Here is a 24,229-nt window from a genome sequence, read left to right as displayed (position 1 = left end):
GTATCGCTGACGTAGCCTTCCTTGTCCTGTGGGAAGAACAAGCTAGGCGAGACCCCGCAGGCGAGGTACGAACTGGGGAGGGCTCGACACTTGCCCACGGCTAAGAAGACACTGCGAAAACTCACTTTTTGAGCAGATGTCGCCTTGGTACCCGGAGGCGTGAAAGCGAGTATATTCCAGCTGCATAGCCAGAAAGCATCACTAAATGATTGGATCTGGTTGGCAGTTTATATCAATATCAATGTTAAATAAAAACAATTTTCAAAAAGTATCTTGACATTAATTGATTACCGGGTATATAATATCCATTAAACTTAATAAAATTTTCAATCTCTTATCAAGAGCGGTGGAGGGAATAGGCCCTGTGAAGCCCGGCAACCTAAAAGCAAAAATAATTTGCTTGGAAGGTGCCAAATCCTACAGGTCAAAGAGTGATCTGGAAGATAAGGGGAGGATCGGTTACATATAACGCCCTCTTCTTAGGAAGAGGGCTTTTCGTTTACTCCTCTTCCTCCAGATAAAACATTTTAAGGAGGAATATTTTATGTCAAACTTTCATCTTCAAAACCAGGAAACACAATTACTTCATGGCGGTCAGGAGCCGGATCCGACGACAGGATCACGTGCGGTCCCTATCTATCAAACTACTTCCTATGTTTTCAAGGACACCGAGCATGCACAAAATCTTTTCGGTTTAAAAGAACCAGGTAATATCTATACAAGAATCATGAATCCGACAGTTGATGCATTTGAGCAACGGATTTCATTACTTGAAGACGGGGTAGCTGCCGTGGCAACTTCATCTGGAATGTCTGCCATTACCCTGGCAATTCTGAATCTGGCTGCTAGTGGTGATGAGATTATCGCTGACAGTAATCTCTACGGCGGGACTTACAACCTGTTCGCCAATACACTGCCGCGATACGGAATAGATGTGAAACAAGTCGACGGAACAGATCTTGATAGTATACGATGCGCCATAACTGATAAAACGAAAGCAATTTTCGGTGAGATTATTACAAATCCAAGTCTCAATGTGCTGGATGTTGAAGCGGTTGCCGGAATTGCACACGACAACGGGATTCCGTTAATCATTGATAATACATTTGCAACACCGTACGTCACAAAGCCACTGTCATGGGGAGCAGATATTGTTGTCCATTCCGCAACAAAATGGATTGGCGGACACGGTACAGCAATTGGCGGCGTTGTTGTTGATGGCGGACGATTTAATTGGGGTAACGGCAAATTCCCAGGTTTTACCGAGCCGGATGCGAGCTACAATGGGCTGCGCTATGTCGATGTCGGCCCGGCAGCATTTGCTACGAAACTTCGTGTTCAATTACTGCGCGACATCGGTGCCTGCTTAAGTCCGCAAAATGCATTTCTGCTACTGCAGGGTCTGGAAACATTGCACCTGAGAATTGAACGTCATAACAAAAATGCCGAAGAAGTTGCAGCATTCCTGCAGAGTCATCCGGCAGTGGAATGGGTTAATTATCCCGGATTAAGTGATCATCCTTCCCACAATTTGGCAAAAAAATATTTACAGAATGGCTACGGGTCCATCATAACCTTTGGCATTAAAGGTGGCCGTGATGCAGGAAGAAAACTGATTGACGGCATTACCCTCTGGTCACACGTTGCCAATGTCGGAGATGCCAAATCACTTATCATCCATCCTGCCTCGACAACACACCAGCAGCTGAGCGATGAAGATTTAGTTAAAAGTGGTGTATCGGAAGAATTGGTTCGTCTGTCAATCGGACTTGAATCAACCAAAGATATACTGGCAGATTTAGATCAGGCGATTGCCAAGGCGAGCGGTGAGAAAATAACTATTCAGCAAACCGATGATGATGCGATTAACTGGCTGCTATCCTCCCCTTTTGACCGAGGAAGTGAAGGCATTCGCAAAAAGACAATCGCTGTTATTGGACTGGAAGATTCAAACAGTTCTTTTTACAAGCGTACGAAGCAATTGCAACAGCTTGGCTTTCAGGTTGTTCCGGTAAGTTCTTCCGGGAAGGAAATTTTAAATGAACAATCGTATGCGAAATTGGTGGATGTACCGTTTGACATTGACGCAGTGTTGGCAGATGACAATACTTTACCACCGGAAACAATTGAACAATTTATTAATAAAAATGGTAAAATCCTTTGGGTAGAAAATCCACAAGTTTCAGACCAAACGCTCGAGCACGCGAAAGCTGCCGGAATAACAATCATTTCAGATAAAAATGCATATAAGGAAGCTGCACGTATTCGCGGTAATAATGCAGAAAGCGTTCTTGTTGAGGCATAATCCTGATTCAAAGGAGCGGTTATTTTGAACTCGAAAACAATTATTTCCAAAACAGCAGATGTTTCATTAGGCCCGCTCCGTCTTACTTCCGGCGAACAACTGGAACAGGTGACATTACGGTATGAGCTGGTCGGCCCGGCGGATGCGCCAGTTATCCTCGTTTGCCATGCGTTAACAGGAAATCACCTTGCCGTTGGAACTGCTGATAATCCTGGATGGTGGAGAGGACTAATTGGGCCTGATTCGTATATTGATACAGATCATTATCAAGTATTAACGTTTAATGTTCTTGGCGGATGTCACGGTTCAACCGGGCCCGCTTCCATCAATCCCGAAACAAACGAGAGCTATACGTGTGATTTTCCGGCAATTACGGTCCGTGACATGGTGCATGCGCAATATCGTGCATTGCAACAATTAAACATTACTCGGCTTGAGGCCGTTATTGGCGGTTCACTGGGCGGTATGCAAGTACTTGAATGGGGGATCTTATATCCGGACATCATAGAAAAGCTTATTGTACTTGCGGCTACACCGGTTTTTTCGGATTATGGGATCGCGTTCAACCATATTGCCAGTACCGCCATCAAACAAGACCCGCATTGGAACAACGGGGATTATCAGACAGACGATTCCTTCGATGGTTTGGCACTTGCCCGAATGATTGGCATGATTACGTACCGGACGTCCGATTTGTTTACTGAACGATTTAACCGAAATCAAACGAATAATGACTTTGATGTTGTATCCTATCTTAACTATCAGGGACAAAAGCTGGTCAACCGCTTTGACCCGAACAGTTACCTGTATTTGCTCGATACCATGAACCAGCATGATATCGGGTTCAACCGCGGTGGCTGGCGGGAAGCGGCTTCACAACTTAACAAACCAACACTCCTGTTGAGTTATGATAAGGATTTAATCTATGAACCGAAGCAAATAAAAACTTTAGCAGATATGTTGCCAGACAGCACATACCATCACATCGAGACAAACTTCGGCCATGATGGGTTTTTAACTGAATTCGAAAAATGGGGACATATCGTAAATGACTTTTTGCATCAAGGAGGTGTGTAATGAAACCGATAAATGTTGCGTTAATCGGCCTTGGAACAGTTGGGTGTGGTGTTTTTCAGAACATACACATTCACCAGCAAAGACTTGAAGAATTAGCAGGTACGCCTATCCGAATCTCAACCATCGTTATTGAAAATCCTGATAAACACAAAAAAATTGCAACTAAGGCAAATGTTACGACCGATATTAATGATGTACTGAATGATCCTGAAGTTGATATTGTATTTGAAGCAATCGTCGGGAAGGAACCTGCTTTTACGTATTTAAAGAAGTGCATTCAGGCTAATAAACATGTCATTACTGCCAACAAAGAATTGTTCGCAGCCCATGGAAGCGAACTGAAGGTATTAGCCAACGAAAATCATGTAAAGATTGGGTATGAGGCAACAACAGCCGGCGGAATTCCGATTATCCAAACAATCCAGCAGCTATTGAAGGCAAATCAGGTTCAGGAAGTGCAGGCTATCCTGAATGGCACAACCAATTTCATCCTGACATCCATCAGAGAAAATAACCAGACATTTGACAGCGCACTAAACGAAGCACAGAAACTTGGCTATGCCGAAGCAGATCCAACAAATGATGTGGAAGGATTTGACGCACTGTTTAAACTGATGATTCTAAGTGACCTTATTTTTAAAAAACTTCCTGAACCGGAATATATCAAACGGATTGCGGTCAACGAAGTTACCAACGATTACGTCAACAAATTGCTAGCTGATAACAAGCGGATTAAACACATCGCGACCCTTAGCTATGATTCAAGTGGAAACCTTACCGCAAAAGTTGAACCAGTTGCTATAACCCAGGAGCATCCGTTATACGCTGTTGAAGGAGTAAACAACGCTGTTCATATCAAAACAGATATTGTTGGTGAATTGACTTTTACAGGACCTGGTGCAGGCGCGTTTCCAACTGCAAGTGCGATGATTGAAGATTTTTGCAGGATAATTGAAAAAGAGCAATCAGCAATACCCGTTATTTAACGATAAATTCGTCTTCTGAGGAAGGCGAATTTTTATGTTTGGGCATATACTATTAGAGGAATAATTATTATTTAACTCAATTGTTAAACAATCGAAATATGAAATGCTGATACTTGCCAAAGAAACAGGGTACATTTATAGTATGGAACGGGATATGTACGAAGACAAATCATTCTTTCAATATATATCAGTTTCAAGACGAGAGCCTTGAACTGAAATCAATGATACCGATTAACAGCTTAGGTGTGAGATTACATGAAAAGAAGATACATTTTTATTATTTTGGGTATACTGCTTATAGGTTTTGCCAGTGTTTTATTTGTAGATCAACCCGAAACTGAATTAAATGTCACAAAAAATAAACAAACAGAGACGGAAAAGGAAACGGATACTACTCCCAACCAGGAAACTGAAAAAACGGAAGATGCCCCTTCTGAAGAAGAAAAAGAAGCAAAAGAACCCGTCACACAGTTTCAGGACATAATCGGTGATGCAATCCAGAAAACAATTGATTTTTTTACTGGTAATAAAACGCATATTGTTGCGATTGGCGACTCACTAACCCAGGGTGTCGGTGATGATGTCGTTGATGGCGGATATGTGGGGATCCTCGATAAGACACTTAATAAGGAAGACGAAGTAGTGACATTCGAAAATTACGGCAAACGTGGAAACCGCTCCAGTCAGCTATTACAGCGCCTGGAAAAGAAGGAAATTGAAAATTCGATCAGGCAAGCTGATATAGTTCTGATTACTATCGGTGCAAATGATATTATGAAAGTCATGAAAGAGAATATTACTGATTTAAACATCAAAGATTTTACGCAGGAACGTACGGCTTTTAAGGAAAGGCTGAAAAATATTTTTGATAAGATAAACAGCCTTAACGATGATACAGAGATTTATTTGGTAGGCTTTTATAATCCTTTTGAAAAATATTTCAAAGACATCAAAGAGCTTAATATGATTGTAGAGAACTGGAACAGTACAGGAAAAAAGGTAACAGGACAATATGATAATGTATCCTATATACCTACTGCAGATTTATTCAGTAATGCAAATACTGATCTATTTGCCGATGATAATTTCCACCCGAATCACCGGGGTTATCAACTGATGGCGGAACGGATATTGGAACATATAACGCATTAGGAGGTGAGTTGCTTGCCGAAACATGATAAAAATAAATGGAAACGATTATTTCTGGCTTTACTAGGTTTGAACGCTATCATTTTAATAGGATTGGTTGTACTTATTTTTTGGCCGGTCTCCGAAACAGAAACTCCTTCCGCCGATGAAGAAGCTGAACAGCGAAGTTCCGAATTTGTGGTCCGAACCACTAAGACGAATCTGAATGAATTGGTAAACGCTTATATCGATAAACTTTTAGCAGATACGAATCATCACTACAGTGTTTCACTTGAAGAGGATGTCCATCTAAAAGGAGAACTTCCCGTTTTTTCGTCAACGGTCCCGCTCTCTGTACATTTGGAGCCGTTTGTACAGGATAATGGTGATGTGATTTTGAAACAGAAATCGATTTCGATTGGATTGCTGGAGCTGCCCAATCAGAAAATCATGGAGTACATGAAAAAGTATCTGCCGATGCCGAAGTGGGTCACCATCAATCCAAAAAATGAGGAAATTTATGTCGCTGTGACAGATATGGAAATTAAAAGTAACTTTGATGTCAGTGTCGAACATATTGATCTTGGAGCTAACAATCTAGCATTTAAAATAAAAATACCGTACCGGACACTGGGGATTGAAAAAGAAGAGTAAGAGAAATCGGGGCTTATTTTCCCCCGATTCTTTAAAGCTCATAAACTTCACTCATCTGCCTGATTTTCTCTTTTATTTGGTCAACAAGGTGATCCGGTGACAAAACTTTTGCCTTATTGCCCCAGGTTAGAATCCAATTTATTAAGCCATCCGACAGCTTTGCCTTGGTTGTAAGCACAAAATGGTCATCATCCATTTCCCTTATATCTGCTTCCTGTCCAAAACGATCCAGGACAACATTAACCATACTGTTCTGAAAGCGGATTTTCATCCACATTTCCTCACCGGCAAACATATGAAAACTCTGATTCACATATTCCTGCAAATTAAAATCTTCTTTTGTAAAAAAAAGCTCACTTACCTCTATATTACGGATCCGGTCCAGCCGGTAGTGACGCAATTCACCATTCTCCTGATAACGTCCAATCAGGTAATAATAATCGTTTTGCCAAATTAATGCATATGGCTCGACATAATAATGATCTCCATTTCGATGATACTCGAATTCTTTTTTTACATTGAACTTCCCATACTGATAGGTAAGCACTTTTCCTTCAGAAATAGCCCGGTGGACACAGTCGATATTTAATTTGACAAGTTCATAGTCCATATTTGCGGACTGGCTGAACAAAATTGGCTCAGGAAGCGTTTTGCCGATATGTTTGCTTGTCAGCTCTTTTACCTTTTTAATCAGCTTTTCTTTCTCATTTGTTGTAATAAAACGGGCTGAGAGAATCGCATCGATAATCAGCCGTAACTGGTATGTCTCAAACAAGCGCGTCTGATGACTGAAAAGTGATTTGCCGAATTTTCCTGTGTTGCGGACAATTTCAAAATCCGAGTCGTCGAGTATTTCCAGATCCCGTTTGATTGTCCGATTATCAAATTTGGCGTCTCCAGTAATGATGCGGAGTTTTTCACTGAGTTGATTGATATCGAGTTCATTATATTCATCTGTTTCGCTGAATAATATTTCCCTGATTTTTAACAGACGGTAATTACTTCCACGTTCCATTTGCTCATCCCCCAATTTCTAAATAGTCGATAATGTAAGGTTTCATTCTTAAATACTTTAGATAGTCAGTTATATTTTAATTTGTTTTTAAAAAGGATTGTTATTTTCGACATTAAAGTTATATAATGCGAAACAGATTTGAAAAAAGGTTGAGTGCAGTAACACCGCTCCGGAAATATACTTCGCTTTCCGTGGGCGGCTGATGAGCCTCTTCGTGCTATCGCACTACGAGTCTCACCTAGGCCTTTCCTCCCACAGGAGTCTACGTATATTTCCTCCGCTGGATATAGTCCGTTTTACTTTGATGGTTATTGTAAAGCAACATAACGCTATTCAAGAAAATGCTTCATTGCACAGTACCAGCATTTGATTGGAGCGGAGGGCAGTCGACTCCTGCGGGAAAAGCAACGGCTGAAGACCCCGCAGGAAGTGGTTTTCTTCCAAGGAGGCTGAAGCGTTGCCCGCGGAAAGCGACTGCCCGCAGCGGAAATCAAATGCGGCGGTTACTACGCATTATATATCTTTTGCGCAAATAAACAGCAAGAAAACTTATAAAAAAAACTTTAATAAAAAAAGAACCTCTGCAACTACTGTAAGGTTCTTCTCATTTGATGACAAGGCTTTTTACTTTTTTTGTTAATAAGAATATATATGATTTTCTTGTTAGCTGTTGGTTGGATTCTTTCTCTGAAGCTGTGTCAGGCTGGCGGTAGCTGCCCAATGTTCCCTGGTAAATTAATTCCATGCCTTTATGATTTCGGATGTCCGATGGGGTCGTAAAGCATACCGGCTTTTTGAATTTGATTGACTCCACATCCTTTAGTACGGTTGCAACAAATTGTGAACAGAACAATGCATCATTCCGATTGATTTCAATCTGCAGCCATACACCAATCAGTCCAAGAAAGTTGTATTTATAATTATTTTTTCGCAGTTCGATTTCCGCAATTTTATCTTTAATTTTTTCTATATCCGCTTCGGACAGTTTTAACGTGTAAACAGCACATGCCGAGTTTTTCAGAAAGTCACTGCGAATATCCTCTTTAACAAATCCGCCGATAAAGGGATTTCGCGGCTTTTTCCTGCCAAAACTGTATACCTCCTGTAAATCAGGGTCAAACCCGATAGACACATGATTTAAAGGCTCTTTTGTCACATAATTGATCAGCCGGGATAAATAAGTCCCTGTATCTGTAAAGAGAAAATATACTGTTTTCTCCCCCATTAGATTCCCCTCCGCAAGTTGCCATTTCATAATGGCAGCTCCATAACGTTTTTTTATCGTTAATTTATTGTTGCATATATCTTATGAAAAATATAGTCTTTTTTTCAGTAAAATGGAAAATTATTGATTATTTTATTCAACTGGGTGTTTTTGGTCAATTGTTTTAAGCGTTAAACATTGACGAAATGGCTTCTATCCCTTAAGCTAACGGTGATTACTTATTAATGGAGGACACTAAATAGCATGATTAATGTTACAAATGTAAGTTTACGATATGGTGATAAAAAATTATTCGAGGATGTGAATTTGAAATTCACCCCGGGTAACTGTTACGGCTTAATTGGAGCTAATGGTGCCGGTAAATCAACCTTTCTGAAGGTGTTATCAGGTGAGGTGGAACCCCAATCAGGTAATGTGGCCTTATCTCCAGGTGAGCGGATGACCGTGCTGAAACAGGACCACTTCGCGTATGAAGAATATGAAGTACTCGAAACTGTTTTGATGGGTCATGAACGGCTATATAATGTAAAACAGGAAAAAGATGCAATTTATATGAAAGCTGACTTTTCCGAGGAAGATGGCATGCGCGCTGCCGAACTGGAAGGCGAGTTTGCTGAGATGAACGGCTGGGAAGCTGAATCGGATGCTGCAGTTCTTTTAAAAGGGCTTGGTATTGATGAATCACTTCACAATTTGAAAATGGCTGATCTGAATGAGGATCAGAAAGTTAAAGTATTGCTTGCACAGGCGTTATTCGGAAACCCGGATATTCTGTTGCTTGACGAACCGACAAACGGACTTGATATCCATGCGATTCAATGGCTTGAAGAGTTTTTGATAAACTTTGAAAACACCGTTATTGTCGTATCACACGACCGTCACTTTTTAAATAAGGTATGCACCCATATTGCCGATGTTGACTATGGAAAGATTGAAATCTATATCGGCAACTATGATTTCTGGTATGAATCAAGCCAACTGGCAACAAAGATGGCACAGGAACAAAACAAGAAAAAAGAGGAAAAAATTAAAGAGCTGCAATCGTTTATTGCCCGGTTTAGTGCAAATGCATCCAAATCCAAACAGGCAACGTCACGTAAAAAACTGTTGGATAGTATCACACTCGATGATATCAAACCGTCTTCGCGTAAATATCCGTATATTGCGTTTACGCCAGAGCGTGAAATTGGCAATGACTTGTTGCGTGTAGAAGGGCTGACAAAAACGATAGGCGGTAAAAAAGTGCTGGACAATGTCAGCTTTACGATGAATAAGGACGACAAAATTGCACTAATCGGTAAAGATGACATCGCCAAGACGACGTTGTTTAAAATCCTGATGGGTGAAATGGAACCTGATGCAGGATCATACAAGTGGGGTGTCACTACATCGCAATCGTACTTCCCGAAAGATAACTCGGAATATTTTGAGGGAAACAAATTACCACTTGTTGACTGGCTCCGTCAATATTCACCTGAAGATGAAACAGAGACATTCCTGCGCGGATTCCTTGGCCGGATGTTATTTTCAGGCGACCAGGCGTTGAAAAAGGCAAACGTCCTCTCCGGTGGTGAGCGGGTTCGGTGTATGCTGTCGAAAATGATGCTGTCCAATGCCAACGTGCTGATTCTTGATGAACCGACAAACCATTTGGATCTGGAGTCGATTACGTCGTTGAACAACGGCTTAATTAAATTCAAAGGATCGATTCTGTTTACTTCTCACGACCATGAATTCGTGAACAGTATTGCAAATCGATTGATTGAGATTACACCGAATGGCCTTGTTGATAAAGAAATGAGCTATGACGAGTACATTGCGGATCAGAAGTTGCAGAAGGATGTTGAGGCGATGTATGCTGGGTAATTCACCACTGCTCGGAAGTATATATTTGCTGTGGAGAAGATGTTCGTCGTTTACGGGCTGATGTTTCTGTTCTGGGGTGGATGTTTCACTTCTCGGGTTGATATATTCACCGTCCGGTTGATATTTTGATTCTCGGATTGATATATTTTCTGTCCGGTTGATATGTTCGCTCTTGGGTTGATATATTTTCTGTCCGGTTGATATGTTCGCTCTCGGATTGATATATTTTCTGTCCGGTTGATATGTTCGCTCTTGGGTTGATATATTTTCTGTCCGGTTGATATGTTCGCTCTCGGGTTGATATATTTTCTGTCCGGTTGATATATTCGTTCTAGGGTTGATATCCTTCTCCTCGCGTGGAATTATTTTCTGTTTAGACACTCGGGCATTTCCCTTTGCCAAACAAATATTACTTAGATGAGACACTTGACCTGTCCCTATGTCTTACCTGGCACACTAAAAAACGTTCCCTGTCATCAGGGAACGTTTTTTATTTGACTTTGAGTTTTTCCAGCATATCCTTTGTCATTCTTGAAATATCATATTCCGCTTTAAATCCCCATTCTTCTGTCGCTGCGGATGAGTCGATGCTGTCCGGCCAGCTTTCGGCGATTTTTTGGCGGACTGAATCAACATCATAATTCAGCTCAAATTCAGGGATATGCTTCTGAATTTCTTTTGCAAAATGCTCTGGTGCTGCTGATATCGACGCAATGTTAAAGGCATTTCGATGTACGAGCTTACTGGGATCTGCTTCCATCAACTGCATGATTGCGTTTAGTGCATCCGGCATGTACATCATATCCATGTACGTATTTTCCGCGATGTAAGATGTATACTTTTTATTTTTAACAGCTTCATAATAAATTTCCACTGCGTAATCTGTTGTGCCGCCGCCGGGAGGAGTTACATAGGAAATTAAGCCGGGATAGCGGACTCCGCGTGTATCCACTCCAAACCGGTAAAAATAATAATCGCATAGTAATTCACCGGCAACTTTATTGACACCATACATCGTTGTCGGGCGCATAATCGTGTCCTGTGATGTTTTCACTTTTGGTGTCAACGGTCCAAATGCCCCGATTGAACTTGGTGTAAAAAATTGCAGGTTAAGTTCCCTGGCCACTTCGAGTGCGTTCATCAATCCACCCATATTCAGGTCCCATGCTTTTTGCGGAATTGCCTCTGCTTTAGCGGATAATAATGCTGCCAGGTGCATGATTGTATCAACGTTATGTTTCTTTGCCGCTTCATACAATTCATCTGCGTTGGTGACATCTACTATTTCAAATGGACCATCTTCCTCTTCTTTTTTTCGGATATCTGATCCAATTACATTGGTTGCTCCGTAATTTTGCCGTAATGTTGTGACAAGCTCTGAGCCAATTTGACCCATTGCGCCTGTAACCAGAATTTTTTTCATGATAGTTACCCCCAACGAGGAGTCTCTCTGATTAAATGAGACCCATTTCTTTTCCTGCTTTTTTGTAGACTGCAATTGCATCATCAAGCATCTCTTTTGTATGTGCTGCTGTCGGCATATTGCGCACACGGCCGGTTCCTCTTGGTACGGTAGGGAAAACGATTGATTTTGCATAAACGCCTTCTTCATATAATCGTTTACTGAATTTCTGTGTATCGTTTTCATCACCGATTATACATGGCGTTATTGGTGTTTCACTGTTACCGATATCAAACCCGATATTTTTCAGTCCTTCTTTTAAATAATCACCGTTTTCCCAAAGTTTTTCATTCAAATCAGTAGACTCCAACAGTAAATCAACCGCTTTTGTACTTGCTGCAGCATCTGCCGGAGAAACAGCTGTTGAAAATAAGAACGGACGGGAACGGACACGCAGCCAGTCGATCAGCTCGGTTTTACCAGCAACATATCCGCCGATTACACCGATTGCTTTTGATAATGTTCCCATCTGGAAATCCACTTTATCCTGCAGACCGAAATGTTTTACGGTACCGGCACCTTTTCCTAATACACCTGAACCATGTGCATCATCAACATATGTGATCAGGTCAAATTCTTCAGCTATCTCTACAATTTCGGGAAGCTTGGCAATGTCACCATCCATGGAAAATACACCATCAGTGATAACCATTATTTTATTGTATTCTCCGGATTCCACTGCTTCTTTCGCTTTTTTACGTAAATCATCCATATTGGAATGTTCAAATGGGATAATTTTTGCTTTGGAGAGCCTGCACCCATCAATAATCGAAGCATGATTCAATGCATCCGAAAGAATCGCATCATTTTTATCCATCACTGCTGAAATAGCAGCCATGTTACAGTTAAAACCGGACTGATAGGAAATCACTGCTTCCGTTCCTTTAAATGCAGCCAGTTTCTTTTCCAGTTCAAGATGCAGATCCAATGTACCGTTAATTGTACGCACAGCACCAGCACCAACACCGTGTGAATCAACTGCATCTTTCGCGACTTCTTTCAGGCGTTCATCTGTTGCAAGTCCCAAATAGTTATTGGATGAAAGATTAATCAGTTTCTTACCATCAATTTGAATGATTGGGCCATTTGCACCTTGCACAGGATCGATTTCATTATAAAGACCACGTTCTTTTAGGTCCGCAATGTTATCTTCCAGAAATGAGTGTAATACTTTACTTGTCATTTGTCACTTCCTCCTTCATATGTAAGCGCTTTTATTATCTTTCGTTTTTAAAATAAACATATTCCATTATTGAGTTTAACACATGTTTGCATAATTGGCACTTCGATACTGATCATGACGTTATTTTTCAAACATGTCATTTTTGTAAGATTTACCTGCGATTTTGTCACAAAAATCTATGGTGCTTTTAACTCTATTTTATTATACTTTATATAGATTAATAAAGTGAGGGAAGTAAAATGAAAAAACTATTAATCGCACTGTTTATGGTTTTGATACTAAGTTTTGGAATTATCGGTTTTACACAACATACCGATGAGCCAAACGATGTTGTCGAACAGGAAAATGATAACACATTAATCGTGAATTAATGTTTCACTATAAATAAAAAAGGAAAACGTCCAGTAAAGACGTTTTCCTTGTTATTGCCAGCATTTAATTTTTAGTTAACGATCGTTACATCAACCGTGCGTCTTCCCCAGTCATATGCTTCGGATTTCGTTGGTACATGAATATCAATTCTGTTTCCATCAATAGCTCCACCAACGTCTGCAGCAGTTGCATAACCATAACCTTCTACATAAACTTCAGATCCAAGCGGAATTACATTCGGATCCACTGCAATTACTTTTGCATTTGGATTTGCATTCAAATCTATTCCTGTAGAAGTAATACCTGAACAGCCATCACAATCAGCAGTGTACGCTGTTGCAGTTACGGAAATTGTTTTTCCATCCGGACTGTTGTCAGATTTATTTTCCTTCTTGCTGGATTGAGCTGTTTCATTGGATGAACTTTCATTTGATGATGTCTCTTTTTCAATTGTTGCTGCAGGCTTATTTTCCTGTTCGACATTAACACCTTTAATTTCAAGTTCTTGTCCAATGACAATCAAATCTGAATTGAGGTTATTCCATTTCTTCAGATCTTTTACGGATACATCATATTCTTTACTGATCCCAATTAATGTATCGCCTTTCTCTACCATGTATGTTTCATTTATAAATAGTTTTTGTTTTGGTTGAATTACTGTCGTTTTTAGCTCGTTTATTTCAACTAATTCGTCAACGGTAGTATCGTATTTCTCTGCAATGTCCCAGAGATTGTCTCCTTTTTTAACTTTATATTCCTCCGCAGAAACAGAGGTGAATGTTACGCCAGCAATAATGACACCCGTAGCTATTGATGCTACTAGTTTCTTCATAGGTAGTCCCTCCTTTAAATTCTGACATTGCCCATCGTATCACAGCCCATCAGGCAATGCAGTTACAAGACTTTTAAGAGTCTATTACAAGGATTACCAAACTAGCAGGAAAATATTACATTTATAATAGATTTGTTGCAAACGGGTGGAAATGTTACATAAACCTGCGAAAATCACCGGTTTTGTGGCAAAAATATATCATTCTATCAAAAAAATCCCTTACTGCAGTTGACCGCAGTAAGGGATTTTTATTACCTATTCTTTCAGTTGTTTTTGATATTGTTCAAATTCTGCTGTTGTACAGCGCACAAAGTGCCCAGGCTTAACTTCCCGGAGTTCCGGTTCTTCACTTGTTTCATATTCAGAAGGATCGTATGCTACACGTGAACGATTCCGTTCGTATTCCGGATCAGGTAATGGGATCGCGGATAACAATGATTTTGTATATGGATGAAGCGGGTTTTTGTATAACTCGTCACTATCAGCCAATTCAACCATATTCCCGAAGTACATAACACCGATTCGATCACTGATATACTTAACCATTGACAAATCGTGTGCAATGAACAGGAATGTCAGGTTGCGTTCACGCTGCAACTTTTTCAGCAAGTTGACTACCTGTGCCTGAATGGATACATCAAGTGCAGAAATTGGCTCATCGGCAATAATGAATTCAGGTTCAACAGCCAGGGCTCGCGCAATACCAATACGCTGGCGCTGTCCTCCACTGAATTCATGCGGAAAACGAGTCGCATGTTCTTTGTTTAATCCAACCGTTTCCAATAACTCTTCCACACGATTTTTACGATCATTTTCATCTTTTGCCAGATTATGAATGTCAATTCCTTCGGCGATAATGTCCATTACAGTCATTCTTGGATTCAATGAAGATGAAGGGTCCTGGAATATCATCTGCATTTTTCGGTTAAACTTCATCAGATCTTCTTTGGATTTTTTTCCATGGACACTCTCATTCTTAAATAAAACTTCACCGCCTGTTGCTTCGTACAAGCGAATAATTGTACGGCCGGTTGTTGATTTTCCACATCCGGATTCACCAACAAGACCGAACGTTTCTCCTTCATTAATATCGAACGTTATCCCGTCCACCGCTTTGATGGTGTTCTTGCGTCCGGCTTTGAAATGTTTTTGCAAATTATTTACTTCCAATATTTTTTCAGTTCCCATTACTCTTCACCATCCTTATCGTCTGTCGAAGCAAATCCTTGCATTCTGCGTTTGACAGAATCAGGCGGTTCAATCTTCGGTGCATTCTCATGCAGCAGCCAGGTGGCAGCGTAATGTGTATCAGATACTTTGAACATTGGTGGTTCCATTTTTGTATCGATTTCCATTGCAAATCTGTTTCTTGGTGCAAACGCATCACCAGGAGGAGGATTCAGCATATCCGGCGGGCTACCCGGGATAGTGAACAATTCTTCCTCTTTACTGTCAAGTGTTGGCATGGAACCAAGAAGTCCCCATGTGTAAGGATGTTTCGGATTATAGAAAATCTCATCAACCTTACCAATCTCAACGATTTTTCCGGCATACATAACCGCTACACGGTCAGCTACGTTTGCCACAACACCAAGGTCGTGTGTAATAAATACAATCGCACTTTCCGTTTCCCGTTGAATATCCTTCATCAGATCAAGAATTTGTGCCTGGATCGTAACGTCAAGTGCTGTCGTAGGTTCATCTGCAATAAGCACTTTCGGGTTACAAGCAAGTGCTATCGCTACTACGGCACGCTGACGCATACCACCGGAAAATTGGTGCGGGTATTGATTTAAACGGACAGTTGGCTGTGGAATTCCAACAAGTTCCAACAATTCGATAGCTTTATTTTTCGCTTCCGCACGTCCCATTTTACGGTGTTTGATCAGACCTTCCATAATCTGATTTCCCACTTTCATTGTCGGGTTCAAGGAAGTCATCGGATCCTGGAACACCATGGACATTTCACTTCCGCGAATCTTTTGCATTTTTTTATTTGAATAGTGAGCAATATCCGTTCCTTCAAACAGAATCTGACCGGATTTAATTTGGCCTTGTGGCTTCGGAAGCAGTTGCATTAGTGCCTTGGTTGTTACTGATTTCCCCGAGCCGGATTCACCAACAATAGCCAGTGTCTCACCTTTTTCCAAATCAAAATTCACACCTCTTACGGCTTGCACTTCACCGCTGTAGGTGTTAAATGATACATTTAAATCTTTTACTTCCAATAATTTACTCATTCAGAAACACCTACCTTTCTATTTATGCATTTTCGGATCAAACGCATCACGAAGTCCGTCACCAATCAAGTTAAATGCAATCATTATTATTGAAATAAGAATCGCAGGATACAGTACCATATGCGGATAAAGTCTAAAGACCTTGAATCCCGCATCAATCAATGCACCAAGCGATGCCTCCGGTGGTGCAATCCCAAGTCCAATAAAGCTTAGAAATGCCTCAAAGAAAATCGCATTCGGAATGGTAAACATTGTATTGATAATAATGATCCCAGCAACATTCGGCAATAGATGTTTCCGTATGATCTTCCCGCTTGATTGGCCAAGTGTCCTGGCGGCAAGTACAAATTCCTCATTTTTCAGTTTCAGTACTTCTCCCCTTACGATACGTGCCATTCCTATCCATCCGGTTATCGTAAGGGCTATGACAATGGAAACAATACCCGGTTTCAGAACAATAATCATCAGTAATATGACAACTAAGTTCGGTATTCCAACAAGGACTTCCAATATACGTTGCATAACACTGTCGACTCGTCCACCGTAATAGCCTGATATTCCACCATAAGCAACACCAATTACTAAGTCAATTAATGCTGCAACAAAAGCAATAATGAGCGATACTCTTGTTCCCAGCCATATCCTTGTCCACTGGTCACGTCCAAGCGTATCCGTTCCCAGCCAATAATATTTATCTGTCATTTCTTTTGCTTCATAAATATGGTAAGTTGCCTCTACTCTTGCTGAGTCCTCTGAACCGTCTCCTTCAGAAAGGACTTCAATATCAACAAATTCTTCATTATTTTCAAAGCGCATTACCGCTTTCTTACTTGCCTCTTCGACTGTAGCTCCTTCAAAATTTCCTGTAAGTGTACCATCCATACCAAGCCATGAGATATTTTCAAGAACTGGTACACGTGCCGGCATTTTTGCTCTTGTTAAATCCTGACCATCCATTTTATACTCATTAAAATATGGTCCGATAATACTCATTATAATAATAAAGAGCAGCAAAATGACGCTGACTACCGCAAACTTGTTTTTCAAAAAAGTTCTTCTGGCATCCTGCATAAAAGATCTCGGAGGGCCGGAAATCTTTTCACTTGTATCCTCTTTGTTTTCAAGAGGGACAAACAGTTCTTTTGGTGCGTCGTTTTGCTTGTTGTCTTGTGCCATTTAGATTTCCCCTCCTGTCAGTCGGATTCTTGGATCGATTAATACGTAAAGAAGGTCGATTACCAGAATAATTGCCACAAACAGGAATGCAAAGAATAATGTTAGTCCCATAATAGTAGGATAATCTATCACCATTACTGATGTAACAAATTGTTCACCTATTCCAGGAACAGCAAAAATCTGTTCAATAACCAGTGTACCTGTCATTAGACCAACAGCCATTGGTCCGATTACTGTTACCAACGGAATCAGCGCATTCCGCAATCCATGCTTAAAAATAACTCCTGCCTCACCAAGTCCTTTAGCACGTGCAGTAGTAATGAAATCAGAGCCAAGTACCTCAAGCATTTCTGTTCTAGTGAAACGGGCTGATATTGCCATCGGAAAAATCAACAATGCTATTGTCGGCAAAACCGTATGTTCATATGTTCCCCATAAGGCTACAGGGAACAAGTCCCATTGAACGGCTACGTACCATTGCAGTAAACCTGCAAATATAAAAGAAGGGATTGATGTTCCCAAAACTGCTATGATGGTTGAGGTATAATCAAGAAACCCATTATGGTAAATCGCCGCAATCAGTCCGAATAATATACCCAGGACTGTACCAAAAACCAGAGCCTGAGCACCAAGCACCATGGAAGGACCGATACGATCCATAATGATTTTTGTAACCGGGGTATTATCAAACTGGAAGGAAATACCTAAATCACCTTGTACTAGACCAGCTATATAGTTTACATATTGAACTGGAATTGGGTCATTTAGCCCATATTTTTCCAAAACTACCGCCTGTTGTTCTTCTGTCAGCTTGTTTTCAGCTGATAAAGGGCTGCCAGGCAGCATCTTCATTAGAAAAAACGAGATGGTGGCAATAATGAATAATGTAATTGCCATGTAAAAGATACGTTTTAAAATATAACGAAGCATTCCTACACCTCCTGATTTTATGTTACCATCCTGATGTTAATGAAAAATTCATTATTATATGACTTTTTTCCAGCAAGGGTAAAAGAGAGTATATGCCATAAGGTCATATACTCTCTTTTCCTTGAGAATACAGCATATTTTATTAAAAATAAATTTTATTCTGATGCTCCAACGCTTGCCCACTTGTACTCATAAGTTGGTCCAAATGAGTTAACGTATACATCCTGTACTTTAGGACGAACCAGTTGAGCAGATGCACTCTGGTAAACAGGTGCTACAGCTGCGGTTTCAGCCAAGATTTTTTCTGCTTCCAGGAAGTTCTGATAACGTGCTTCAGGATCTTGTGCCAATGTTGTCGCTGTTTCTTCGAGTAATTTGTCATACTCTTCATTGGAGTATCCCATCATATTATTTCCGCCATCAGTAATCCACAGATTCAGGAAGGTATATGGATCCATATAGTCTGGACCCCATCCGGAGAACTGGATATCATAGTCCATGTTTGTATCCAATTCCAAACGCTGTTCAAACGGAACTTGCTTCAGGTTAATAGTCAACCCTGGTAGAGTTGTTTCAAGCTGATTAGCAAGATATTCGTTCATTGTTTTAGCTGTTTCACTGTCACCAGCAAGGAATTCAAGTTCTACAGAGTCTTTACCAATTTCTTCAAGACCTTTTTTCCAAAGTTCTTTCGCTTTTTCAGGATCATATGTTACAAGGTCTCCGTTTGCTTCACGGAAATCTTCCCCACTTGGAGTTTGAACGAAGTCTTGTGGAACAAAACCTGTTGATACAATAGATCCATTGTTAAGGATTTCGTTAACCAATGCCTCTTTATTAAACGCACGGCTAATTGCCTTACGCATATTTACATTTGCAAGTGCATCACTTGTAGTCTGGTTCATTTTCAGGTAGAACAATGAAGTTTCTGGAACTACACGGTAATCTTCATGTGTAGAATATTTGTCTACAAGGTCTGAAGATAAACCAGCACGGTCGATTTCACCTGACTCGTAAAGGTCTACCCCTGTTTGTGGATCTTTAACAACTTCATAAGTCATTTTTTCAAGTTGTACTGTCTCAGCATCCCAGTAGTCCTCGTTTTTCACAAGATTCCACGAGCTGCTTGTGCTTTCCCATTCAGTTAATTTAAATGGTCCGTTGAATACAAGCGTTTCTGTACTTGTAGCATATTTGTCGCCTTGTTCTTCAACAAATTTTTGATTCAACGGGTAGTATGTTGCGAATGCAGTCAATGACTCAAAATAAGGAGTTGGGTTTTCCAATGTTACTTCCAAGGTATAGTCATCAACAGCTTTTACGCCCAATTCCTCAACAGGAACTTCACCTTTGTTAACAGCTGTTGCGTTTTTAATAACGCCACCCATCATATATGGACCATATTCAGATCCAGTGTCAGGGTCCACAGCACGCTGCCATGAATAAACAAAGTCATGTGCTGTTACAGGGTCACCGTTAGACCATTTCGCATCTTCGCGAAGTGTAAAAGTCCAAACGGTACCATCATCACTTACTGTATGTTCTGTAGCGATACCTGGAACGATTTCACCGTCTTTCACACGATAAAGACCTTCCATTGTCGCACCCAGGAATTGGATACCATATTCATCGGTAACCATGGATGCGTCCATTGATGGAATCGTATCACCATTAATGAAATTCAATACCTGTTCAACATCTTGGCTTTCTTCTTCACCTTCACTAGATGTTTCTTCTCCACTGCTGTCGCTTCCGCTGTCTGATGACGTACCTTCTGAGTCATCACCGCCGGAACAAGCTGCCAGGAAAAGACCTAACATTAATGCAAGTGCTAAAAGCCATACCTTCTTAAACTTCATGTTGAAAAATACCCCCTTGATATTATTTATTTTTCTGACTTTTTAGCAGATTCTATCTACTAAATAGAATTATACAATTTTTCTTACAAGTTTGTAAAGACTTTTTTGTGAAAATAAGAACGATTCATTTTCAAATGCATGCACCACGCGATTTAGCGGTTTTAAAATTTTTTTACAATTCATTTTATCGAAGTCTTTTTAACTATGCTATACTGATTATGATAGAAATACTGAAGGTGGGAACAGACAGCTATGCGACAAAAGAATTGGGTTATTCTAACAGCTAATATTGGTTTAATCCTTATATTGGTAAATCTGTCTGAGTCAGGGTTTTCCCTGGTTCAATGCTTAAACATCACATTTTACTTTTTACTGATTTATATGGTTATTTACCTGGCAATGTATACCATCAAGGGGGGTTTTTTTGATGGAGTGACGTTCGGATTTAGAAGGTTCCGGCATGTCATGTCAAAAGATCCGGATTACCTTGACGACTGGAAGAAAAAACCGCTTCCTTCCTATAAAGTAAACAGTTCGTTTTACCGGTTTGTACGTTTCCAGAGTTTTGCTCTACTCTTATTATTAATCGTCCTTATCCTGGTGTATTACAGTAAATAATATAAAATGGCTATCAATTATGATAGCCATTTATCTGTATATTACTATTTCCCCTATTTAAATAATCCCTCAAGGAAGTTTCCAATCATGTTAAAGAAATCTTTGAAAAAGTTCTCGACTTTATTCCAGAATCCTTCGTCATTTACCAGGTCTTTTACTTTAGAAGTAATTTCATCAAGCTGATTTTTCACTTCATCAAAATTGATGTTCAGATCGCGCATTCTGTTAAACAGATCAATCAGCATTTGTTTGTCCTGTTCACTTAGCGATATCCCCAAATTATTGAGCTGCTCCTGAACAATTTTTTCCACTTCTTCCTTTGTGGCCGGATTCTGTTCGGCAATTGCTTTTTTAATTTCCGTCAGCAGTTCACTGACTTTTTCCTGATTCAATCCTTCTTTATTTGCCAGATCCGTTGCAACACCAAGTTCATCGTTTGCCAGCTGCATCCGTTCTTTATCAAGCTGCTGACCTTCCGCATCATACGCTTTATAAATACCGGTTAATGCTGAATGTCCGCTCACTTTTACAGGTGACGCCACATCAACAGTTGCATTTTCCACACCGGCTGTAAGTAAGGCGTTCGAGTACATTTCACTGGATACTTCGGTAATATTATCCGGTGTCACAATGTTGATGGTCAGGCCTTTCCCTTCTTCTTCACGGGTGATTTTTGCTGATGAAAACATTCTGGAGTTTGGGTCACCGTTGATATAGTTTGCAATATCTTCTCCGGTTACTGTGTATTCTTTTACCGTTTCCGGGTCTTTTACCTCGAGCAGTTCCGTAACTTCTTTCTTTTGTGCATCCGTTAGGGTATCTCCGTAAACCACAATCGGAACTCCAAGTTTTTCATTGATACTGTCACTGGTTGCATATACTGGTGGTGCTGCCATTCCTGCTATCAATCCAATGATGATTATTAAAAATGCTGCCAATTTAAGGTAACGTTTCATTGTTATTGCTCCTTTATTGTAAATTAATATATTTCAAGGCTTGTCTTATTCTATTATATACTACGATTTATTATAACGGTTTATGGACATCAATAACATATATTTCCCTGTTTGTTTAACAAAATAACCTGCAGGGAACGGAGCATGAGCATAAAGGTTTTAAATCTTGCTGTATTACTATATATTTAGAGTATCGAAATAATTTGGAAAGAAGGGATTTGTCATTTCCGAGCAAAATCCTAATGTAAAACGAAATTTAATCATCATGTGGTTTGCGAATTTTTTTATTGCCGGAAGCATCACGATGGTTCTTCCATTTATTTCATTATATATTGAAGAATTCGGAAGCTTCTCGGACTCATATGTACAGACCTGGTCAGGCTGGATCTTCGGAATCACGTTTGTCACAGCGTTTATCTTCTCCCCAATCTGGGGACGAATTGGTGATAAGTATGGACGGAAAAAAATTCTGATATTATCCGCTGCCGGACTCGGATTATCTGTATTACTAATGGGGTTTGCCACTTCCGTGTGGGAGCTTTTTTTATTGCGGTTATTTATGGGAATATTTACAGGCTTCATCCCGATGTCGCAGGCGCTGATTTCAACGCAGACTCCAAAAAACGTCGCCGGCCAGGTGTTGGGAACCTTGCAGACAGGGAGTATTACTGGGGCATTGATGGGCCCAATGCTCGGCGGGGTACTTGCCGATATGTTCGGCTATGCGACAACATTCAAATGGACTTCCATCATGGTCTTCCTTTCCGGTCTGATTGTACTATTTGGTGTCAAGGAAATACTGATACAGCAATCCGAGGATGAAAAAGAATATAAGTCCTACTCAACAAAAGAAGTGCTTTTGCATATAGTCCAGAATCCGGTTTTATTAATCGTTATGCTTATTTCCGTGTTGGTGCAGGTCGCCCATTTCAGTATTCAGCCAATTCTCTCATTATATGTTGCTGAAATTCATGGCCCGCAAAGCATCGCATTCTTTTCCGGGATAGCTTTCTCTGCAGCCGGACTCGGAAACCTGCTGATGGCGAAACGCTGGGGAAGATTGGGTGACCGGATTGGCTATACAAAGATCTTAATCTTTCTATTATTTATGGCCGGAATTGTCTACTTCCCAGGTGCATTTGTAACAAACATCTGGCAGCTCGTTGTTTTGCGGTTCTTACTTGGTATTTCAATTGGCGGAATTGTTCCCGTCCGGATTGCATATATCAGACAGGAAGCACCGTTATCAATGCAGGGGGAAGTGCTTGGCTATAATACTTCGTTGCGCTTTTTAGGAAACATAATCGGGCCCGCATTGGGTGGGGTGCTCGCCGGTTTTTTCGGGTTCTCAGGCGTGTTTTTCGTGACGAGTGGACTGCTGATTTTATGTGGCATTATAATGCTGGTGGCATGGTATAGACATGAGTATGAGGGTAAACGTTCGCACGGGTTGTCTTCGTCGTGAGTTTTGGTTGGCAGCAACTCTTTGGAAAGTTGCTGCCTTTTCTTTAAGGAGCGCGATGTCGGGCAATTTTTTCGCTTCCCTAATTCCAGGAGTGCTGCGGATAATGAGCCGAACAAATTGTGAACTTCAGCATTATAGTTGTGAACTTCGGTGATTTGAATTGTGAACTTCGACATATTCATTGTGAACTTCGGCATTCTACCCTGTTTTACTTCTTCTAATCATAAAACTGCACTCCCTCCAAGGCTCTTTTTACAGAGTAAAACACCATCCAATCCGCACCCTGGCATACACTACCCTCTCGCTAATCCAACCTTTATTTTTCACGCAGAAATATTGATTTGTTATAATGGATATGCTACAACTAACAAGGTCAATATTTATTATAGAAAGAAAGTGATAGCAATGGGAGTTGTCGTTGTTGAGGTTTGTGACGGAAATGCAATCACTACTTTGGATATAGAAGAAATTATTGAAAGAGAGTTCCCGGAAGTAGCTGTACTGACAAATGAATGTCTGGCTATTTGCGGGCTTTGCCGGGTCAGACCATACGCACTGGTAAACAATAAACGCGTATATGCCAATACACCTGAAGAATGTTTAGACAAAATACGCGAAGCCATAAAAAAAGAACTAGCTGTTTTTCAATAAACGGCTGGTTCTTAATTTATTGCCCGGGAAATATTTTGTCGGGAAATGTCATTTTTAAACTTGCCTTCCACATTTTCCCGAAACCTGTCTGGTAGATCAGAGTCTATTTGACATCGTTTATATGAATTTCCATAACCAGAATTACTACAACAACTTAGTTACGATCCCTCCAATAAATACGACAACACCAGCCCCTAAGGCAATTGTAAATGCTTTTTTTCGATACTGC

Annotated in this window: 21 protein-coding genes and 1 riboswitch; of the genes, 10 read left to right on the top strand and 11 right to left on the bottom strand. The window is 40.4% G+C overall.

The genetic code is table 11. The features are described 5' to 3' along the window. Positions 1–331: 331 nt before the first annotated feature. Positions 332–450, top strand: a riboswitch (SAM riboswitch). 94 nt (positions 451–544) lie between these two features. From G6R02_RS01515 to G6R02_RS01495, 5 genes are all read left to right on the top strand, one after another. Continuing rightward, on the top strand, positions 545–2,305 hold the full coding sequence (locus G6R02_RS01515) for a PLP-dependent aspartate aminotransferase family protein (RefSeq protein WP_164667507.1): 1,761 nt from the start codon (positions 545–547) through the stop codon (positions 2,303–2,305). A 24-nt stretch (positions 2,306–2,329) separates the two neighbouring features. Beyond that, positions 2,330–3,382 (top strand): homoserine O-acetyltransferase MetX, encoded by a 1,053-nt coding sequence (gene metX, locus G6R02_RS01510; protein ID WP_246202489.1) that lies wholly within the window; start codon positions 2,330–2,332, stop codon positions 3,380–3,382. Beyond that, positions 3,382–4,368 (top strand): homoserine dehydrogenase, encoded by a 987-nt coding sequence (locus G6R02_RS01505; RefSeq protein WP_164667506.1) that lies wholly within the window; start codon positions 3,382–3,384, stop codon positions 4,366–4,368. Before metX ends, G6R02_RS01505 begins: the two co-directional genes overlap by 1 nt. Positions 4,369–4,623: 255 nt before the next feature. Continuing rightward, positions 4,624–5,520 carry an SGNH/GDSL hydrolase family protein gene (locus G6R02_RS01500; protein WP_164667505.1) on the top strand — a complete coding sequence of 299 codons (897 nt, stop codon included), beginning with the start codon at positions 4,624–4,626 and terminating at the stop codon, positions 5,518–5,520. 12 nt (positions 5,521–5,532) lie between these two features. Next, positions 5,533–6,150 carry a YpmS family protein gene (locus G6R02_RS01495; RefSeq protein WP_164667504.1) on the top strand — a complete coding sequence of 206 codons (618 nt, stop codon included), beginning with the start codon at positions 5,533–5,535 and terminating at the stop codon, positions 6,148–6,150. A gap of 31 nt (positions 6,151–6,181) precedes the next feature. Here the strand turns inward: G6R02_RS01495 and G6R02_RS01490 are convergent, their stop codons facing one another. Next, positions 6,182–7,165, bottom strand: coding sequence for a helix-turn-helix transcriptional regulator (locus G6R02_RS01490; RefSeq protein WP_164667503.1), 984 nt, complete (start codon positions 7,163–7,165; stop codon positions 6,182–6,184). A 604-nt stretch (positions 7,166–7,769) separates the two neighbouring features. Further along, positions 7,770–8,420, bottom strand: coding sequence for a hypothetical protein (locus G6R02_RS01485; RefSeq protein WP_246202488.1), 651 nt, complete (start codon positions 8,418–8,420; stop codon positions 7,770–7,772). Between the two features lie 213 nt (positions 8,421–8,633). On the opposite strand from G6R02_RS01485, the gene G6R02_RS01480 reads away from it, so the two are divergent. Further along, positions 8,634–10,256 (top strand): ABC-F family ATP-binding cassette domain-containing protein, encoded by a 1,623-nt coding sequence (locus tag G6R02_RS01480; protein ID WP_164667502.1) that lies wholly within the window; start codon positions 8,634–8,636, stop codon positions 10,254–10,256. 490 nt (positions 10,257–10,746) lie between these two features. Here the strand turns inward: G6R02_RS01480 and G6R02_RS01475 are convergent, their stop codons facing one another. Beyond that, a complete protein-coding gene (locus tag G6R02_RS01475) occupies positions 10,747–11,679 on the bottom strand; it encodes an L-threonine 3-dehydrogenase (RefSeq protein ID WP_164667501.1) in 933 nt (310 codons plus the stop codon). A gap of 31 nt (positions 11,680–11,710) precedes the next feature. After that, the gene (locus G6R02_RS01470) at positions 11,711–12,901 is read right to left on the bottom strand and encodes a glycine C-acetyltransferase (protein ID WP_164667500.1); all 1,191 of its coding nucleotides are present in this window, start codon (positions 12,899–12,901) and stop codon (positions 11,711–11,713) included. Positions 12,902–13,140: 239 nt separating this feature from the next. Here G6R02_RS01470 and G6R02_RS20205 point away from each other — a divergent pair, with 239 nt between their 5' ends. Next, positions 13,141–13,272 carry a hypothetical protein gene (locus tag G6R02_RS20205; RefSeq protein WP_281347076.1) on the top strand — a complete coding sequence of 44 codons (132 nt, stop codon included), beginning with the start codon at positions 13,141–13,143 and terminating at the stop codon, positions 13,270–13,272. A 71-nt stretch (positions 13,273–13,343) separates the two neighbouring features. Here G6R02_RS20205 and G6R02_RS01465 read toward each other — a convergent pair whose 3' ends face one another. The 6 genes from G6R02_RS01465 to G6R02_RS01440 all read right to left on the bottom strand — a co-directional run bounded on the left by G6R02_RS01465 (position 13,344) and on the right by G6R02_RS01440 (position 20,310). After that, a complete protein-coding gene (locus tag G6R02_RS01465) occupies positions 13,344–14,105 on the bottom strand; it encodes a 3D domain-containing protein (protein ID WP_164667499.1) in 762 nt (253 codons plus the stop codon). A 255-nt stretch (positions 14,106–14,360) separates the two neighbouring features. After that, positions 14,361–15,293, bottom strand: a complete 933-nt coding sequence (locus G6R02_RS01460) for an ABC transporter ATP-binding protein (RefSeq protein ID WP_164667498.1) — start codon at positions 15,291–15,293, stop codon at positions 14,361–14,363. Further along, a complete protein-coding gene (locus G6R02_RS01455; RefSeq protein WP_164667497.1) occupies positions 15,293–16,345 on the bottom strand; it encodes an ABC transporter ATP-binding protein in 1,053 nt (350 codons plus the stop codon). Before G6R02_RS01455 ends, G6R02_RS01460 begins: the two co-directional genes overlap by 1 nt. Before the next feature lie 18 nt (positions 16,346–16,363). Continuing rightward, a complete protein-coding gene (opp3C, locus tag G6R02_RS01450) occupies positions 16,364–17,521 on the bottom strand; it encodes an oligopeptide ABC transporter permease (RefSeq protein WP_164667496.1) in 1,158 nt (385 codons plus the stop codon). Beyond that, entirely contained in the window at positions 17,522–18,451 is a 930-nt protein-coding gene (opp3b, locus tag G6R02_RS01445; RefSeq protein WP_164667495.1) for an oligopeptide ABC transporter permease, read from the bottom strand. A 155-nt stretch (positions 18,452–18,606) separates the two neighbouring features. Beyond that, complete coding sequence (locus tag G6R02_RS01440) at positions 18,607–20,310, bottom strand: peptide ABC transporter substrate-binding protein (RefSeq protein ID WP_164667494.1); 1,704 nt, start codon at positions 20,308–20,310, stop codon at positions 18,607–18,609. A 252-nt stretch (positions 20,311–20,562) separates the two neighbouring features. On the opposite strand from G6R02_RS01440, the gene G6R02_RS01435 reads away from it, so the two are divergent. Then, positions 20,563–20,928 carry a DUF3899 domain-containing protein gene (locus G6R02_RS01435; RefSeq protein WP_164667493.1) on the top strand — a complete coding sequence of 122 codons (366 nt, stop codon included), beginning with the start codon at positions 20,563–20,565 and terminating at the stop codon, positions 20,926–20,928. A gap of 53 nt (positions 20,929–20,981) precedes the next feature. On the opposite strand, the gene G6R02_RS01430 is transcribed toward G6R02_RS01435, so the two are convergent. Next, a complete protein-coding gene (locus tag G6R02_RS01430) occupies positions 20,982–21,884 on the bottom strand; it encodes a DUF1002 domain-containing protein (RefSeq protein WP_164667492.1) in 903 nt (300 codons plus the stop codon). A gap of 265 nt (positions 21,885–22,149) precedes the next feature. On the opposite strand from G6R02_RS01430, the gene G6R02_RS01425 reads away from it, so the two are divergent. Both G6R02_RS01425 and G6R02_RS01420 read left to right on the top strand, forming a co-directional pair. Next, the gene (locus G6R02_RS01425; protein ID WP_164667491.1) at positions 22,150–23,349 is read left to right on the top strand and encodes an MFS transporter; all 1,200 of its coding nucleotides are present in this window, start codon (positions 22,150–22,152) and stop codon (positions 23,347–23,349) included. A gap of 405 nt (positions 23,350–23,754) precedes the next feature. Next, positions 23,755–24,000, top strand: a complete 246-nt coding sequence (locus G6R02_RS01420; protein ID WP_164667490.1) for a YuzB family protein — start codon at positions 23,755–23,757, stop codon at positions 23,998–24,000. Positions 24,001–24,229: the final 229 nt, after the last annotated feature.

Origin of the sequence: Virgibacillus doumboii (genome assembly GCF_902806455.1) — a bacterium.
In the GTDB taxonomy this organism is placed as follows: domain Bacteria; phylum Bacillota; class Bacilli; order Bacillales; family Amphibacillaceae; genus Lentibacillus; species Lentibacillus doumboii.
Note: the sequence above shows the minus strand (reverse complement) of the source record. Positions and strands in the feature narration are given on the sequence as shown.